Here is a 16,648-nt window from a genome sequence, read left to right on the forward strand (position 1 = left end):
CCCGTCACAGCTGTCCAGCCCGGAACCTAGCGGTGCCGGGCTGGACAGCAGGATTGGTCGGTGGTCAGGTGGCGAGGGCGACCTTCAGCCAGCCGGGGTCTCGGTCCTGAAACTCGCGGTACGCCTTAAGCACGTCGGCCATCGGTTCGTGCTCGGTCAGCAGCTGCGCCGGGTCGACCGTGCCGTTGGCGACGCTGTGCCATGTGACGGCCTTCATCGGATGTCCCTTCGTCGGCTCACCGGTCACCTACCCGGCCTGGCACGACCGAACCATTTCGATCAGCATCGGGCATCTCGTCACAGCCGGGCCGTCATCCGGCGAGGCGGTCCCGGAGGAACGCGACGATCTCCGTCCGTGCCGACCGCGCCTGGGGCACCACGCCCGGCATGCTGAGGAACGCGTGGGTCGCTCCGGGGTGTTCGGTGAGCTGTGCGGGCGTCCCGGCCTCGCGCAGCCGTCGCGCGTACGTACGTCCGTGATCGGCCAGCGGGTCGTGGGTCGGCACCACCACCAGCGCCGGAGCCAGCCCGCTCAGGTCGCCGGCGAACAACGGTGACACCGCGCGGGGGTCCGTTCCTTCCGGAGCGGCCAGCCGGCGGAACAATTCCAGCTGCGGCACGGTGAGGATCGGGCTGCTGGCGTGCTCGTCCATCGAGGCGTAGTCGAACGCCGTCGAGGTCAGATCGACGCAGGGATTGACAAGCACCTGTGCCCGTACCATCAGGTCGGACTCCCGGGCGCGGATCGCGGCCAGCGCGGCCACCACCGATCCGGCGCTCTCGCCGAAGACAACCACCCGGGTCGGGTCGATTCGCCACCGCGCGGCGTGCCGCACGACGTGGTTCAGCACGTCCCAGCCGTCGTCGACAGCTGCGGCCAACGAGACTCCGGGTGCGACGAGGCGGTGTTCGACCGACACGACCACCGCGGGCAGTCGACAGGCGAGGTGGCTGTTGACCCAGTCGCTCTGCACCGCTGTGCCCACGAAGCCACCGCCGTGGACGTGGAGCACGAGCGGCAGGCCGGCCGGATCGTCGCGTTCGGACGACGACCGGTAGACCCGGACCTGGAGCACCCGGTCGGGCAGCGTCAACTGCTGCCAGTCGATCCTGGCCCTGCGGTCCGGGAAGCCGGTGATCAACCGCGCCAGGCTGGAGGCCCGCCGGCGGTTCTCCGCGTCGCGGAACACGTCCAACGCCTCGGCCGGCATCGTCAGCCAGTCCGGCTCCTTCCGTAGGGCGTGCAGCAGCCGGACGCCCAGCGGCGGCCGTCGCATCTCGACCGTGTGGCTCATGGCTCCTCCTCGATCATTATTACGATACTTCAGGTATCGATACTGGAAGTAGCATAACTGGTTATCGTGTGACCATGGACCGAGCAACCACACCCACCAGACCGGCCGGCCGTCCCCGCTCCAGCGTCGACGCCACGGTCTTCGCCGCCACGCTCGACACGGTCCACCAGCTCGGCTACGCACACGCCACCGTCGACCGCATCGCCGCCGCGGCGGGCGTCGCGAAGACCACGATCTACCGCCGCTGGCCGTCGAAGGGTGCGCTGATCACCGCCTGCCTCGTCGACGCGTTCGGCCCGGCGCCACTGACCGGCGCCAGCCGGGAGGAGATCATGTCGACAGCGATCCGTTGGATCGCGGCGAAGATCGGTGAGCCCGGGATCGGCGCGGCGTTCGCGGGCGTGTTCACCGATGCCGTGAACGATCCCGCCCTGCGCCAGCTTCTTTCCGCACAGTTGCAGGACCCTTACCAGCTCGCGCTTCAGGAGGCGCTCGGCGAGCCGGAGAAGCGGGTGCTCTTCTTCATCGACGTGGTCGTCGGAACCCTGCTGCACCGGATGGGCATGACCGGCGAGCCGATGGACGACGCCGACGTCGACGCCCTGGTCGAGATGGTCCTACTCACTCTTCGCTAGGGGTGCGACGTGCTGGCGCGTCACGGTCCCGGCAGGGTGGTTCGCCAGGCCGCGACGAGGAGGAGTTGGCAGCCGTGGGGTAGTTCCATCGCTCCGGAAGCGTACGGCAGCTGTCCATCGCTGCCGGCCGGATCGACTGCCGGTACGCTGCACCGGCGGCGTCAGCCCGTTGCACCCGTCCCCGACGGGTGCACCACCGGCGCTCCTTCGGCACTGGCAGATGAAAGGCGACCCGACACCATGACGGCGGTACCAGGTGAACTGCGCGCTGCTGCGGATCCGGCGGGCGCAGGTCAGGCAGCGGAGGATCTGCGGACGCTGTTCGGGCAGTCCATTGCCGTCTTCGCAGCGCTGGCGGGGCCGGAGCACCTGGTGGAGACGGCCAATCCGGCGTTCTTCGCCGCCATCGGCGAGCATCGGGCCCGAACCGGCGTACCGCTCGTCGAGGTGATGCCCGAGCTGGCCGCTCAGGGCTTCATCGACCTGCTGGACGAGGTCTATCGCACGGGCGAGCCCTACACCGGTCGGGACGCTCGGGTCGTGCTGGGCACCGGGCCGCACGCGCGGGAGGCTTACTTCGACTTCACCTACGAGCCGCGCCGGGACGCCGACGGCACCGTGCTGGGCATCCGCGTGATCGGTGTGGAGACGACCCAGGTCAAGCAGGCCCAACGGCTGATGGCCGAGCACCGGGCCATGCTGGAGCAGATCGCCCGCCAGGCACCGCTGACCGAGGTACTCGACGGGATGGCGCGCTGTATCGAGCAGCTCGCCCCGCAGGAGATGCTCGTCTCCGTGCTGCTCGCCGACCCCGACGGTCGGCACCTGCGTCATGGTGCCGCGCCCAGCCTCCCGGACTTCTACAACGAGGCCATCGACGGGATCGCCACCGGTGAGGGGGTCGGATCCTGCGGCACCGCCGCGCACCGGCGGGAATCGGTGATCGTCACCGACATCGACACCGATCCCTTCTGGGCCGATTTCCGCGACCTGGCCGGGCGGGCCGGGCTGGCCGCCTGCTGGTCCACCCCGATCCTGGCCCGCGACGGCAGCCTGCTGGGCACCTTCGCGATGTACCACCGCACTCCGCGCGTGCCCCAGGACATCGACCTTGCCCTCGCCCGGGTCTTCGCTGGCACCGCCGCACTGGCCATCGAGCGGCACCACATCGAGCAGGCGAAACTCGCCGCCGAGGCGCGCGCGAAGGCAGCCCACGACGCACTCGCCAAGGCGGTACGCGCGGAGCGGGAGCTTCGTGCCGAGGCCGAGCAGCGCGCCAGCGTCGCCGCGGAACTGAATGCCCAGATGCGTGCCGCCGCGGCTGCGCAGGCCACCACCCCGCACCCGGAGACCTGCCAGCTCGGCGGCATCCAGGAGTGCACCGCACCGGCTGAAATTAAGATCGCCGATTCGTGGGGCGACTCGGCGTGGGGCTGTCCCCGCCACGTCGAGGAAGCCATCCTCAACGTGCGGACGGTCTTCATCGCCAGCGAGGAACTCGGCGGCCTGACCGCGTACCTCAACCGCTGACCGCCGGAGCTAAGGCCGACTCGAACTACTCTGAGTCACCATTTCGACACACCTCTACCCGTCCGGGCTCCGGTTCGCCAACACTTCCTTCATGCAGAGCAGTGGGCGTGAGCGCAGCGACGAGCGTTTCGAGAAGGTGGCCGAGGAGACCTCCGAGACGGTGACCCATGCGGCCAGCGTGCTGGAGGAGGAACTCGCGGCGGGCATTGCCAGCGCGCGACGGCTGGAGGAGAAGCTGAGCGCCGACCGCCGGGTGGACCCGGAGGCGTTCGACGAGTTGGTGACGCGGGTCCGTACCGACGGGCACGCGCTCATCGACACCGTGGTCGCGCAGTTGAAGACCTCCGACGACCGGCGAGGTGAGGTGATCCGCCGGTACACCTCGGACGCGCACGACGCCCTCGACGGCGTGCTCAACCTCGCACGGTTGGTGCCGGACATGGCGAACGGCCTGGTCGACCGGCTCACGCCGGAGGCCAGGCAGAAGCCCACACCCTCGGACAGGTAGCCGGACCACCGACGTGACTGGCGGTCACGTCACCCAGATGCTGGAGCGCTATCGCGCCCTCGCGATCGACGCGCTCCTCGCGGGTGTGCCGTCGGGCGGACCGCACTACCTCTACGACCTGGTGAGTGAGTATCCGCGGCGGTGGGGCAAGGGGCTGCGGGCCGCGCTCTGTCTCGCGGCCTGCCGGGCCTTCGGTGGCACGCCGTCGGTGGGGCTCAACGCGGCGGTGACGGTCGAACTGTTCCACAACGCGTTTCTGATCCATGACGACATCCAGGACGAGAGCGAGCAGCGGCGCGGAGCACAGACCCTGCACGGCGAGTACGGAGTCGGTGTCGCCCTCAATGTGGGAAACATGACGAACCTGCTCGCGTTGCAGCGGCTCGCCGCCAATCGTCGGGCCCTCGGCTCGGGGATCGCGTGGCGGCTGTTCGAGGAAACCCAACTCATGCTGCGTCACTCGTTGGAGGGGCAGGCCATCGAGGTCGGCTGGATCCGGGACAACGTGTGCGACCTCGACGCGGACGACTACTACCGGATGTGTCTGAAGAAGACCTCCTGGTATACCTGCATCTACCCGTGCCGTACCGGCATCCTCGTCGCCACCGGTCAGCATGACGCGATCGACGTGCTCGACCGCTACGGCTGGTATCTGGGTGCCGCGTTCCAGATCCAGGATGACGCGCTCAACCTCGTGGGGGACTTCGCCCGCTACGGCAAGGAGATCGCTGGCGATCTCTGGGAGGGCAAGCGGACACTGATCCTCATCGACTTCATGCGGCGATGTACCGGTGACGAACGCGAGCGGCTGCTGGAGTTCCTACGCCGGACCCGAACGCAGCGCACAGCCGCTGAGGTGCGGTGGCTGCACGGGCGGTTGCTCGCCTACGACTGCGTCGAGTCCGCCCGCCGCAGCGCCCGTGATCTGGCCGCCGCCGCGATCCGGGAAGGACGGCGGGCGTTGGGGCCGGCGGCCGAGACCGAGGACGGGCGCTTCCTGCTCGGCCTACCCGAGTACGTCGTGGAACGCAGCCGGTAGCGCCAGGGCTCCGCATTCCCGCCGCGCCGGAGCTGCACGGGTACCGCCGGGGTCAGCCGCCGAGGGTGGCAAGTTCCGAGACGACGACGTTCGTCAGTGCCCGGCCGTCGCGGCGGACCTGGCGCAGGTACCACTTCTGAATCGGCGCGTGGGTGGACTTCGCGAACTGCCAGGGCCCACGGGGGCTGTTGAGCTGCCCGAGGCCGGCGATCGCGGCGTTGATCTGCTCCGGGGTGGGGTTCACACCCGCTGCGGCGATCGCCCGATCCAGCACGGCTGCCGCGTCGTACGACGCCATGACGATCGAGGTGGGTACCCGGCCCGGGTAGGCCGCGTTCCAGGCGGCGACGAATTCCCGGTTGGCCGCGTTGTCGAGGTCGGGTGAGTAGTTCAGGCCGTTGTAGATGCCCTCGGCCGCGTCGCCCTGCTCGACCAGGCTCGCCGGCTCGGTCACGAAGCCCGCCGCGTAGAGCGGCAGGTCGGCGACGGGGGACGCGGCGTACTGCTTGACGAAGGTGATGGCGTTCTGCGCGTCGAAGAAGCAGTAGACCGCGTCGGCGCCGGACTCGGCGATCTCGTCCAGGTACGGCCTGAAGTCCTCGGTGACCGGGAACGGGCTGAAGACGGCTTTGCCACCGGGGTTGGCCAACCGGCCACCGAGGTCGGTGAACGTGTCGACGAATCCGCGCAACTCGTCGCGACCGCTCTGGAAGTCCGGCCCGATGGTGTAGACCCGGCCCTGCCCCACCTCCTGCTTGACGAACGGTGCCATGGCCACACCCGGCTCAACGGAGATCAGGTTGGTGTGCCAGATGTACGTCACGTCGGTCAGCGCCGGCCGCCCCAGGGCGCCGACGAGCGGAACCTTGTGCTTGTCGATGAGCGGCAGGATGGCGGCCACGCTGCCGCCGTTGATGATGCCGGTGATCGCCGAGACGCGATCCTGCTCCAGCAGTTTCGTGGCGGACTCGACTGTCACGTCGCGTTCGTAACCCTCGTCGGCGACGATCAGCTCCGCCGGATGGCCGCCCAACTGCCGGCCGCGCATGTCCAGGTAGAGCTGGAAGCCGTCGCGCAGCTCGGAGCCGGGTGCCTCGAGCGACCCGGCCAGGGCGGTGATCATTCCGATCCGGATGGTCTGACGTTGCGGTTCCGACCCGCCGTCACAGGCGGCGGTGGCGGCGACCAGTACGCCGGTCAGCAGGGCCGCGACGAGCCGACGGGCGGGGTGGCTGGCGTTCACAGCATCCCCAGCAACTGGGACCGCACCGCCGGGGTCAGCACCTCACCCATCCGGTTCGCCAGGTCGGTCATCTCGTACGAGACCTGACCCACGTCGCAGACCGGGGACGCCAGCACGAGCAGCGAGGCCCCGTCGCTGAACGACATGCAGAACATGAAGCCGCCGTCCATCTGGGTCACGTTGGAGATCACCGAGCCCGCCTGGAAGAACCGGGCAGCCCCGACGAGCAGGGCGATCAGTCCGCTGCCGGTGGCGGCGAGCTGATCCGCCCGGTCCCGGGGCAGGCTGTGGTTGTGCGCCAGGACCAGCCCGTCGGTGGAGATGGCGAGGGCATGACTGACCTCAGGAGTACGGTTCACGAAGTTCTGCAACAGCCAGCTCAGGTCGTTCGGGCTTGTCACGACGTCGCTCCAGATCGGGGAGGGGGTGGACGGTCAGCGTCAGAAGGAGGTGGTGGACCGGCGTCCGGCGACGCCCTTGGCGTAGGCCGACATCGCCGCCGACACGGCGGCCGGGTCCAGCTTCCGCCGCGGGTCCGCGCTCGGTTTCTGTGCCTCGGGTACGAGGTGCGGCTGCGGGACCCGGCGCGGCAGACCGACCTGAGTGGCGGGCGCCGGAGTGGCGGTCGCCCACTTCTCACCGTCATCGACCGGCCAGATGACGGCCACCGAGTCGCCGTCGAAGGCAGTCTTGAACCAGCCGTTCACCGTCGGCCCGGCCGGCAGGCCCACCGCGGTGGGCTGGGGCTGTGCTGCCGGCTGGAACAACGGTGCGGGCACCGGTGGGGCGACCGAGCCGGTCGGTGCCGGCGCGCTCGCCCGTACCGCGCCGGCCGTGCCGACACCGGCCGGGATCCGCCCGGCGCTCGGCACCTGGTTGTCGGGACCGGCCACCGGGACGTTGGCGCGGCTCGCCGAGGCCACGGCCGGACGTCTCCCGGCGGCGGAGGGTCGGCCTCGGCTTAGTTCGGGCTCCACCGCCGGTAGCTGCTGCGCCGGTCGGCGTACCACGATCGGCGCCGGCAGAGCGATCTCGGCCACCGTGCCGCCGGTTGGTCCGGGTCGTAGCTCGACCTTCACCGCGTGCCGGGCGGCGAGGCGGGCGACCACGGTCAGACCCATGGCTCGCACGCCCGACACGTCGACCGACGACGGGTTGGCAAGTGCCGCGTTCAACTGCGCGCACCGTTGCGGGGAGAGCCCGACCCCCTGGTCGACCACCTGCACGATCGCCCGGTCGGTGAGTGCATGCCCGGTGACCAGCACCTCCGCGTCCGGCGGGGAGTATCCGGTCGCGTTGTCCAGCAGTTCGGCGACCAGGTGCACGATCTCGTCGACCGCGTTGCCGGCGATTGCCAGCTCCTTGTCCACCGTGCCGATCCGGACCAGGGTGTAGTGCTCGATCTGGGACAGCGCGGCCTGGATCACATGGTCGAGCGGGACCGGTTCCTGACGTACCCGGGAGATGCCGGAACCACCGAGCACCAGCAGGCTCTGGTTGATCCGGGCCATCCGGGTCGCGAGATGGTCCAGTTGGTACAACTGCTGGAGACGTTCGGGGTCGGCCTCGTCGCGTTCCACGTCATCGACCTGGGCGAGCATCGCGTCCACCAGCCGCTGCTCACGCCGGGAGAGGTGGACGAAGATCTCCGCGATGTTGGCCCGCATCACCGCCTGCTCGCCGGCGATCCGGACCGCTTCCCGGTGCAGGGCCCGGGTCGCGGTGGCCACCTCGGCGATCTCGTCGGAACCGGTGATCCGGAATTCCGAGACGGAACGGTCCGCCACCTCGTCGGGCTGCACGCTGCCCGGTGGGGCCGCGCTGAGTTCCCGGACGACGGCCGGAAGCCGGTCGTACGCCACCTTGGTCACCGTGTTGCGCAGGGACCGCAGCCGGCGGGTGATCCGGCGCGCCACCACACCGGTGAGGACGGCGGTGAGCGCCAGGACCAGGAAGATGCCGACGCCCTGGAGCAGCGCGTCACGCAGCAGTTGCCCCCGCTCCGTCGACACCCGGTCGGCGACGGCGGCATCCACGTCGCTCTGGATCCGGAACATCTGGCTGACCCAGCCGTCGGTGGCCTCGACCCAGTCATCCGCGTCGACGGCGAGCCGGCCGCCGGGAAGTGTCCGACCCACCTGATCCTGAAGCCGTTGCGCGGCGACGACCTGAGGATCGGTGCCGATCTGCTCCCAGCTGGCCGCCCAGCCTGGTTCGGCGAGGGCCAGGAAGGCGTTGGTGGCCTCGGCATACCGGGCCTGGGCACCGACGATCTCCTGCTGCCCGGCCGGGGTCAGTTCACCTCCGGCGAGGCTGCGCAGCACGATCACCTGAAGCTGACCGATCGCCTCGCCTGCCTCGGAGACCGCCACCGCGGCCCGGACGTCTTCGGCGATGTTCGTCGAGGTGTCGGTGGCCACCGACGCGCGGAAGGTGAGCAGGTCCGCGACGAGGATCCGGTAGCTGAAGGCGATCGCGGACAGGGTTGCCCGGGGGCTCGAACGGACCTGCTCGCGTACCGAGCCGAGCGCCGTCAGACCGGCGTCGATCCGTTGCAGGGCCGAGTTCCCGGCCGACACCTCGGCCCGACGTCGTTGGAACTCGACGATCTCGGCGTCGGTCTTCGCCACCTGGTCGTCGAAGGTGGCGCTGGCGGCCTGACTCTGGGTGGTCACTTCGACCGCCGCGATCACCCGTTCGGCCTGCAGGGCGCGGGCCAGCGCACCGGCCTGGGTGGACAGTGTGACGACGTCGTGCACGGTGCCCGCGTTGAGCACCTGCCGAACGGTGCCCTCAAGGGCCAGGCCGGCGAACGCCACCACGGCGATCAGTGGTACGGCGACCAGCAGCCGTAGCAGGCGGACGATGCTGCCCCGGGCCAGCCACCCCCGGCGCGCTTCGGCATGGGTACGCACCGCGGCTGCCGCTGTAGCACGTGTCACCGGCGTACTCCGCCCCCTTGCCTCATCGACGTTGATCTCAGCAGGAACCGGCGTCCACGCCGGCTACATGGTGGAGGGTGGGCATGCCTGCCCACGTCAGAGCGCCATTCCTACCACGATGTATCGGTTCACCTCTAGATCCCTTATCGCCCGTCGACGGGCTGACTGACGTCTCGGACATGAACCGAAAACACGAAAGCGAAACTTGTTCGACCGATCGTCGTGAACCAATAGAGGAACGGGCGAGGCGAGATCTGGCTTGATCTTGTTAAGTGGTTGCATATACCCCTAGGGGGTATATGGTAGGGCCGGGAGGCGATGACATGGCCCACGTCGACACGAGAAACCATCCGGATCAGCACGGGCACGGCGGGCACGACAAGCACGCCGGGCACGATCCGGCGGCGTTCCGCCGCAAGTTCTGGCTCAGCCTGGCGCTGACCGTGCCGATCGTGGCCACCAGCCACATGGTGATGGACTGGCTCGGCTACGAACTCGACTTTTCCGGAATCGGTCTGGTCGGGCCGGTGCTCGGCACGGTGGTCTTCGGCTACGGCGGCTGGCCCTTCCTCCAGGGAGCGGTGCGTGAGATCCGGGACCGGGCGCCGGGCATGATGCTGCTGATCGCGATGGCGATCACGGTCGCCTACGTGGCATCGCTGGCCACCTCGTTCGGCGCCTTCGACCTGGACTTCTGGTGGGAACTCGCGGCGTTGGTGACCATCATGCTGCTCGGTCACTGGCAGGAGATGAAGGCGATCGGCCAGGCCCGGGGTGCCCTGTCGGCGCTCGCCGCGCTGCTGCCCGACGACGCCGAGCGGCTCGACCCGGACGGGGCACCGCAGCGGGTGCCGGTGGCCGAACTGGGCGTCGGTGACGTGGTCCTGGTCCGTCCGGGTGCCCGGGTGCCGGCCGACGGCACCGTGGTCGACGGTCGCGCCGAGATGGACGAGTCGATGATCACGGGTGAGTCCCGGCCGGTGGCCCGCGCCACCGGCGACCGGGTGGTGGCCGGCACGGTGGCCACCGACGCGGCGCTACGGGTACGGATCGAGGCGGTCGGCGACGACACCGCGCTGGCCGGCATCCAACGGTTGGTGAGCGAGGCCCAGCAGTCCAGCGGCCGGGCGCAGGTGCTGGCCGACAGGTTCGCCGCCTGGCTGTTCTACATCGCCACCGCGACCGCCGTGCTGACCCTCGCGGTCTGGTCGCTGCTCGGCAATGTGGACGAGGCGGTCGTACGGACGGTGACCGTGCTGGTCATCGCCTGCCCGCACGCGCTCGGGCTGGCCATTCCGCTGGTCATCGCGCTGTCCACGGCGGTCGCCGCGAAGGGCGGCATCCTGGTCAAGGACCGGTTGGCGCTGGAGCGGATGCGCACGGTCGACACGGTGCTGTTCGACAAGACCGGCACCCTGACCCGGGGCGAGCACGTCCTCACCGACGTAGCCGCCACCGGCGGCTCGACCGAACGGGACGTACTCGCCATCGCGGCGGCGGTGGAGGCCGACAGCGAGCACCCTCTCGCCCGGGCGATCGTGACCGCCGCCGACCAGCACGACAGGCGGGCGGCCTCCGGCTTCCATTCGATGACCGGCCGTGGGGTACGCGCCGAGGTGGACGGAGTGACCTACGCCGTCGGCGGCCCGGCGCTGCTACGGGAACTCGACGTCACCGTGCCGGACGACCTCGACGAGCACCGGCACGACTGGTCACGTCGGGGCGCGGCGGTGCTCTACCTGCTGCGGCTCCGCGACGACCACGCTGACGTCCTCGGTGCCCTCACGTTGGCCGACCAGGTTCGGCCGGAGGCCCGACAGGCCATCGCCGACCTGCGGGAACAGGGCATCCGGAAGATCATGATGATCACCGGGGATGCGCGTCCGGTCGCCGAGGCGGTCGCCGCCGACCTCGGATTCCGTACCGGAGAGGACGAGGTCTTCGCCGAGGTGCTCCCGGCGGAGAAGGACGACACCGTGACCGGACTGCAGCGACGCGGGCTGCGGGTCGCCATGGTGGGCGACGGGGTCAACGACGCACCTGCCCTGGCCCGGGCGAATGTGGGCATCGCGATCGGCGCCGGCACCGACGTGGCCATCGAGTCCGCCGGAGTGGTGCTCGCCTCGTCCGACCCGCGCGGCGTGAGCGGCGTGATCCGGTTGTCCCGGGCCACCTACCGGAAGATGCTCCAGAACCTGGCCTGGGCCGCCGGCTACAACGTGGTCGCGCTACCGCTCGCCGCCGGAGTCCTGGCCTGGGCCGGCGTGGCGCTGAGTCCGGCGGTCGCCGCCGTGCTGATGTCGGGCTCCACCATCGTGGTCGCGCTCAACGCCCAACTGCTGCGTCGCGTCGAACTGCGCCCACCGGACTGAGCACGCGTCAGGGCAGTTTCGTACAAGACCCCGGCGCGGCTGCCGGCCCAGACTCGGCAGCATGGAAACCCTCACCGAGCCCGTACGCTTCGACACCAAGATCGCGGTCCTGCTCCGCGACGACCTGCCTACCTGGCAGCGACTCAACATGACCGCGTTCCTGGTCAGCGGCATCGGTCAGGCCGTGCCCGAGGTGATCGGCCAGCCGTACGCCGACGCGGACGACACGCCCTACCTGCCCATGTTCCGGCAGCCCGTGCTGGTGTTCGCCGGTACGAAGGAGACGGTGACCGCCGCCCACCAGCGCGCCGTGACCCGCGGGCTGCCGCTGGCCGTCTTCACCTCGGACCTGTTCCGGACCGGCAACGACCGGGACAACCGGGCGGCGGTGCGCGCCGTCGGCCGTGACCACCTCGACCTCGCCGGGCTGGCCGTCTACGGCCCGAAGAACGCCGTGGACAAGATCCTCAAAGGTGCCCGGATGCACCCGTGAACCGGCGGTGGTGGGTGTACTGGCCGGGGGTGAAGCCGAGGATCCGCTTGAAGTGTCGACTCAGATGCGGCTGGTCGTGGAAGCCGGCGGTGGCGGCGGCCTCCCGGGCCGGTACGCCCTCGCGCAGCAGTCGTCGGGCGAGATCCACCCGGCGGGAGATCAGATACTGGTGCGGGCCGATACCGAAGGCCGCGGAGAAGGCCCGCACGAGGTGGGTCGGGTGGGCGTGCAGCAGTCCGGCGGCCTCCGCCAGGGTCAGCCCCACCACGAAACGCTCGTCGATCAGGTCATGTAGCCGCTGCGCGATCCGTGGATCCCGCCGCGATGTGACCATGGGCGTACCGCGGGCCAGTCCCGCCCGCAGCCGCTCGGTGACGAGCGCGAGATGCACCTCGGCGGCGAACTCGTCACCCGGCTCGGTCAGCCGCGCGTGCAGCAGATCGATCCGCCGGCGCAGGGCTTCGTCGTCGAAGGTCGGTCGGTCCACCGCCCGGCCAGAAAGGCGTTCGTCGAGTTGCCCGGATTCGAGATAGAGCACCCGTTTGCGGAACCCCTGCGCGGTGACGGGGGAGCCGTTGTGCGCCACGTTCGGCGGCAGCAGCGTGACCACCTGCCGGAACGCGCCGTGCTCGTGGCGATCCAGGTCGTACCGGACGACTCCCTCGTCGACCACGAGCAGCGCCCAGCTGTCATGGGTGTGCATCGGGTAGGCGTGGTCGGTGAACCGCGCGTGCAGCACCTCGGTGATCCCGCTGAGCGCGGGGGACCACGTCCGTACCTGCTGTCGCCGGGCCACGGCGGAACTGTAGCCGCTCCGCCAGCGGCCACCACAGGACGCGAGTGACCTGGGCAACCAGGGCGGGCGGAACTTCCGGGCGGCACCGGCCGACCAAGCTCATGACATCGATCTTCGAGGGGAAACTCATGCCCAGCGTCCTGCCTCGCCGGTTCCTGCGCCCGGCGGCCCTGCTCACCGGGGCCGCGCTCAGCGTGTCCCTGGCCGCCTGCGCGTCGTCGCAGGACGGGTCGACCGCGCCCACGCCATCCGCCAGCGCGTCCACCGCAGTCACCGTCGAGGCCGGCGTGCTGGGCGTACGCGATCCGTGGGTGAAGGCCGCGGACGAGGGGATGACGGCGGCGTTCGCCACGCTTGTCAACGACAGCGACACCGACATCACGATCACCGGTGCCACCACCGAGGTCTCCCCGATGGAGCTGCACGAGATGGCGATGGCGGACGGGAAGATGGTGATGCGGGCCAAGCAGGGTGGCGTGGTGATCAAGGCGAAGAGCGAGTACAAGCTGGAACCGGGCGGCGACCACCTGATGCTGATGGACCTCGCCAAGCCGGTACGGGCCGGTGACGAGCTGGCCTTCACGCTCAGCTTCGCCGACGGGCGGACCCAGACGTTCCGCGCGGTCGCCAAGCCGTTCACCGGGGCGCAGGAGAGCTACGCCCCCGGGCATGGCGAGCCGATGCCGGACATGCCGACGAGCCACAGCCCGGCACCGTGAGGCCCACCAGCCGGCCGGTGAGCCGGCGCGGCCTGCTCACCGGCGGCGCGCTGGCCGCCGGTGGCACGGTCGTCGGGGCCGCCGCGGTGGCCACCGCCCGCAGCGAGCCAGCGGGACGTCCGCCGGAGCGGACGCTGGTGGCGGGTGTCGGCGAGGCTGTCGAACCGTTCCACGGCGTACGGCAGGCGGGGATCGTCGACGAGCCACAGGCACATGCCGCGTTCGTCGCCTTCACCCTGCGCCCCGGCACCGACCGGGCCGGCCTCGGGCGGCTGCTGCGACTGCTCTCCGACGACGCCGCCCGCCTCACCCAGGGTCGACCCGCACTCGCCGACACCGAACCCGAGTTGGGGCTGCTGCCGGCCCGGCTCACGGTCACCTTCGGTTTCGGACCGGGCCTGTACGCCGCCGCCGATCTCGACGACCGCCGCCCGCCCTCCGTGGTCGACCTGCCTGCGTTCCGCATCGACCGGTTGCAACCCCGCTGGTCCGGTGGGGATCTGCTGGTGCAGATCTGCGCCGACGATCCGATCACCGTGGCACACGCCCAGCGGGTCCTGGTCAAGGACAGCCGGCCCTTCGCCATCGTGCGCTGGGTCCAGCAGGGCTTCCGGCGGGCGGCCGGCGCCGAGCCGGGCCGGACGCAGCGCAACCTCTTCGGCCAACTCGACGGCACCGCCAACCCGAAGCCCGGTGCACCGGTGGAGACGGCGGTCTGGGTCACCGACGGGCCGGACTGGCTGCGGGACAGCACCACCCTGGTGGTGCGGCGGATCAGCATGAACCTGGAGACCTGGGACCTGCTCGGTCGCACCGACCGGGAACTGGCCGTCGGTCGGCGGCTGGGCAGCGGTGCTCCGCTGACCGGCACGCGCGAACACGACGAGCCCGACTTCGCCGCCCTCGGCCCCGACGGGCTCACGGTCATCCCGGACTTCTCCCACCTCACCCGGGCGCACGTCACCGACGACCGGTTCCGGATCCTGCGCCGTCCCTACAACTACGACGGCGTGCCCGCCGCCGACGGCACCGCGGACAGTGGGCTGATCTTCGCGGCGTATCAGGCGGACATCGCCACCCAGTTCCTGCCCATCCAGCGGCGGCTCGCCGAACGGGACCTGCTCAACGAGTGGACCACCCCGATCGGCTCCGCCGTCTTCGCCGTCCCGCCCGGCTGCCCGGAAGGTGGTTGGGTCGGTCAGCAACTGCTCGACTGACGAGGAGAATGACCGCCATGTCCCGCCACCCGCATCGGCCGCTCGCCGCCGCCCTCGCCGCCGCGCTGGCCGCCACCGCCCTGCTGCTCGGGCCGGTCTCCCCGGCGTACGCCCACAACGTGCTGCGCAAGGCCACTCCCGCACAGGACGCCGAGCTGAAGAAGGCACCGACCAGGATCACCCTGGAGTTCCTGCAGAAGCTGAACCCGTCGTTCACCACGATCACCCTCAGCGACGCCGACAAGCAGCAGGTGACCACCGGCGAGCCGGAGGTCAGCGGCACCAAGGGCACCGTCACCGTCGACACGCCGCTGGCCAACGGTGTCTACACCGTCGCGTACCGGGTGGTCTCCAAAGACGGACACCCGGTGCAGGGGTCGTACAAGTTCACCGTCGCCGACCCGACGGCCACCGCCGAACCGAGCCCCAGCCCGGTGGCGAGCGAGCCGGCACCGGCCCCGTCGGCCACCCCGAGCGCCGAACCGACCGCCTCGACCAGTCCGGTCGCGAGTGGCTCCGCCGACGGTCCCGGCACGACGGCACTGCTGGCCGGCGGCGGGATCGTGCTGGCTCTGATGGCCGCCGCGGCGGTGCTCCTGCTGCGGCGCCGGTCCACCGGCAGCGATCCGACGCGGTGAGCCGTACCGGCAGCGATCCGGCGCGGTGAAGCCGTACCGGGGCTGACGGCCCGCGACCCGGGCGGGCTCAGCGCAGCAGCACCGGGCCGGCGTCGATCCGGGTCCGGAACAACGCGTACGGCTTACGGCGCAGATCCCGGCCCCGCTGGAAGCTGGGCTGCCGGTGCAACTGGTTCGCGGTGACGTAGAGGTGCCCGTCCACCGCCACCGACAGGGTGTCCGGCCAGAGCAGCCGCGAATCGTGGACGACCGTCTCGTACTCGCCGTCCGGACGTCGCCGCAGCACCGCGTTGTGCTCGTACGCGGTGAGGTAGATCCGCCCGACGTCATCGGCCTCCAGACCGTCCGAGCCGGTGCCCTTGTCGCCCTCGTGGATCACCGTCGCGGCGGCCTCGTCCGCGCTGGTCGAGACGTCGGCGAGCGCGTCGGTGGCCACGCTGTACCACTGGCGCGAGGCCAACGGGCAGTAGTGGAGTCGGGAACCGTCGGCGGAGATGGCTATCCCGTCCGCGCCGATCGTCAACGGACTCGGCGGCCCGTCGGCCGGTCGTTGCAGGAGGGGCCTGCCCTCCACCACCGGCCGGAAACGGGACAGTGGCTCCGCCTTGGTCGACCGATGGTCGTGCAGCCGTCGCCAGGAGGTCCCGGTGGCCAGGTCGACCACGATGATCCCGTTCGGCCCGGCGACCGCGGAGTCGGTGATGTACGCGAGGCCCGCCTCGCCGCGCCGCAGGTCGAAGCGCACGTCGTTCAGGTACGTGTTGGGCAGCGCCACGTCTGGCGGAAAGGTGATCACCTGGGCGACGGTGTCGCTGCCCAGGTCGATCCGGACCAGTTTGGGGCCACCCGGTCGCGTCGGTTGGAACATCGGGCTGCCGGTGTCGAGCACCCAGAGCCGGTCTACCGGGTCGACCACGACGCTCTGCACCGAGACGAAGGCACCCGGGTCGTCGTCGCCGGCCGGCCGGTTCCACCGCTCGTCCGGGTACGGCACCTCGGCGCCGTCGCGCAGCTCGACCACGGTGGCGGGCACCTCGTCGCCCCAGCGGGGAAAGTTGACGAAGATCCGACCGCTGTGCGAGACGCTGACGCCGGTGGGCATGGGCCCGGTGAAGGCGTGCACCAGTTCCAGCTCGCCGACGGGCTCGTCGGAAACGGGCTCGCTCATCTACTGCTCCTGCCGTCGGGCCACATGGCGTCCGACCCGTCCCGAGTCCTGCC

Annotated in this window: 16 protein-coding genes; 9 read left to right on the plus strand and 7 right to left on the minus strand. The window is 70.5% G+C overall.

The features are described 5' to 3' along the window. Nucleotides 1-64 precede the first annotated feature (64 nt). Together O3597_RS22400 and O3597_RS22405 are read right to left on the minus strand one after the other, a co-directional pair. Nucleotides 65-217, minus strand: a complete 153-nt coding sequence (locus O3597_RS22400; protein WP_281602297.1) for a hypothetical protein — start codon at nt 215-217, stop codon at nt 65-67. A 94-nt stretch (nt 218-311) separates the two neighbouring features. Then, nucleotides 312-1,295, minus strand: coding sequence for an alpha/beta hydrolase (locus O3597_RS22405; RefSeq protein ID WP_281602298.1), 984 nt, complete (start codon nt 1,293-1,295; stop codon nt 312-314). Nucleotides 1,296-1,369: 74 nt separating this feature from the next. Between O3597_RS22405 and O3597_RS22410 the strand changes: the two genes are divergently transcribed. The 4 genes from O3597_RS22410 (at nt 1,370) to O3597_RS22425 (ending at nt 5,007) form a co-directional block, all read left to right on the plus strand. Continuing rightward, on the plus strand, nt 1,370-1,930 hold the full coding sequence (locus O3597_RS22410) for a TetR/AcrR family transcriptional regulator (protein WP_164446346.1): 561 nt from the start codon (nt 1,370-1,372) through the stop codon (nt 1,928-1,930). Between the two features lie 240 nt (nt 1,931-2,170). Continuing rightward, nucleotides 2,171-3,460, plus strand: coding sequence for a GAF domain-containing protein (locus tag O3597_RS22415; RefSeq protein ID WP_164446347.1), 1,290 nt, complete (start codon nt 2,171-2,173; stop codon nt 3,458-3,460). A gap of 91 nt (nt 3,461-3,551) precedes the next feature. Next, the gene (locus O3597_RS22420; protein ID WP_164446348.1) at nt 3,552-3,968 is read left to right on the plus strand and encodes a hypothetical protein; all 417 of its coding nucleotides are present in this window, start codon (nt 3,552-3,554) and stop codon (nt 3,966-3,968) included. Between the two features lie 13 nt (nt 3,969-3,981). After that, nucleotides 3,982-5,007, plus strand: coding sequence for a polyprenyl synthetase family protein (locus O3597_RS22425; RefSeq protein ID WP_281602299.1), 1,026 nt, complete (start codon nt 3,982-3,984; stop codon nt 5,005-5,007). Between the two features lie 52 nt (nt 5,008-5,059). On the opposite strand, the gene O3597_RS22430 is transcribed toward O3597_RS22425, so the two are convergent. The 3 genes from O3597_RS22430 to O3597_RS22440 are packed head-to-tail and all read right to left on the minus strand — an operon-like array spanning nt 5,060 to nt 9,192. After that, nucleotides 5,060-6,250, minus strand: coding sequence for an ABC transporter substrate-binding protein (locus tag O3597_RS22430; RefSeq protein ID WP_281602300.1), 1,191 nt, complete (start codon nt 6,248-6,250; stop codon nt 5,060-5,062). Next, on the minus strand, nt 6,247-6,651 hold the full coding sequence (locus tag O3597_RS22435; protein ID WP_099847772.1) for a roadblock/LC7 domain-containing protein: 405 nt from the start codon (nt 6,649-6,651) through the stop codon (nt 6,247-6,249). Before O3597_RS22435 ends, O3597_RS22430 begins: the two co-directional genes overlap by 4 nt. A gap of 39 nt (nt 6,652-6,690) precedes the next feature. Continuing rightward, the gene (locus tag O3597_RS22440; RefSeq protein ID WP_281602301.1) at nt 6,691-9,192 is read right to left on the minus strand and encodes a nitrate- and nitrite sensing domain-containing protein; all 2,502 of its coding nucleotides are present in this window, start codon (nt 9,190-9,192) and stop codon (nt 6,691-6,693) included. Nucleotides 9,193-9,515: 323 nt separating this feature from the next. Here O3597_RS22440 and O3597_RS22445 point away from each other — a divergent pair, with 323 nt between their 5' ends. After that, the gene (locus O3597_RS22445; protein ID WP_281602302.1) at nt 9,516-11,564 is read left to right on the plus strand and encodes a copper-translocating P-type ATPase; all 2,049 of its coding nucleotides are present in this window, start codon (nt 9,516-9,518) and stop codon (nt 11,562-11,564) included. 61 nt (nt 11,565-11,625) lie between these two features. Continuing rightward, on the plus strand, nt 11,626-12,057 hold the full coding sequence (locus O3597_RS22450; protein WP_281602303.1) for a DUF2000 domain-containing protein: 432 nt from the start codon (nt 11,626-11,628) through the stop codon (nt 12,055-12,057). Here O3597_RS22450 and O3597_RS22455 read toward each other — a convergent pair. After that, nucleotides 12,032-12,853: an AraC family transcriptional regulator gene (locus tag O3597_RS22455; protein WP_281602304.1), complete on the minus strand. Its 822-nt coding sequence runs from the start codon at nt 12,851-12,853 to the stop codon at nt 12,032-12,034. The genes O3597_RS22450 and O3597_RS22455 overlap by 26 nt on opposite strands. 128 nt (nt 12,854-12,981) lie before the next feature. Between O3597_RS22455 and O3597_RS22460 the strand changes: the two genes are divergently transcribed. From O3597_RS22460 to O3597_RS22470, 3 genes are read left to right on the plus strand one after another with little or no spacing between them, the layout of a single operon-like run. Continuing rightward, nucleotides 12,982-13,572 (plus strand): copper chaperone PCu(A)C, encoded by a 591-nt coding sequence (locus tag O3597_RS22460; RefSeq protein WP_281602305.1) that lies wholly within the window; start codon nt 12,982-12,984, stop codon nt 13,570-13,572. Nucleotides 13,573-13,589: 17 nt separating this feature from the next. Continuing rightward, nucleotides 13,590-14,789 carry a Dyp-type peroxidase gene (locus O3597_RS22465; protein WP_281602306.1) on the plus strand — a complete coding sequence of 400 codons (1,200 nt, stop codon included), beginning with the start codon at nt 13,590-13,592 and terminating at the stop codon, nt 14,787-14,789. Between the two features lie 17 nt (nt 14,790-14,806). Next, nucleotides 14,807-15,427, plus strand: coding sequence for a copper resistance protein CopC (locus tag O3597_RS22470; protein ID WP_281602307.1), 621 nt, complete (start codon nt 14,807-14,809; stop codon nt 15,425-15,427). Between the two features lie 67 nt (nt 15,428-15,494). Here O3597_RS22470 and O3597_RS22475 read toward each other — a convergent pair whose 3' ends face one another. Next, nucleotides 15,495-16,595 carry an L-dopachrome tautomerase-related protein gene (locus O3597_RS22475; RefSeq protein ID WP_281602308.1) on the minus strand — a complete coding sequence of 367 codons (1,101 nt, stop codon included), beginning with the start codon at nt 16,593-16,595 and terminating at the stop codon, nt 15,495-15,497. Nucleotides 16,596-16,648: the final 53 nt, after the last annotated feature.

The organism is Verrucosispora sp. WMMA2044, from assembly GCF_027497155.1.
GTDB classification, from domain to species: domain Bacteria; phylum Actinomycetota; class Actinomycetes; order Mycobacteriales; family Micromonosporaceae; genus Micromonospora; species Micromonospora palythoicola.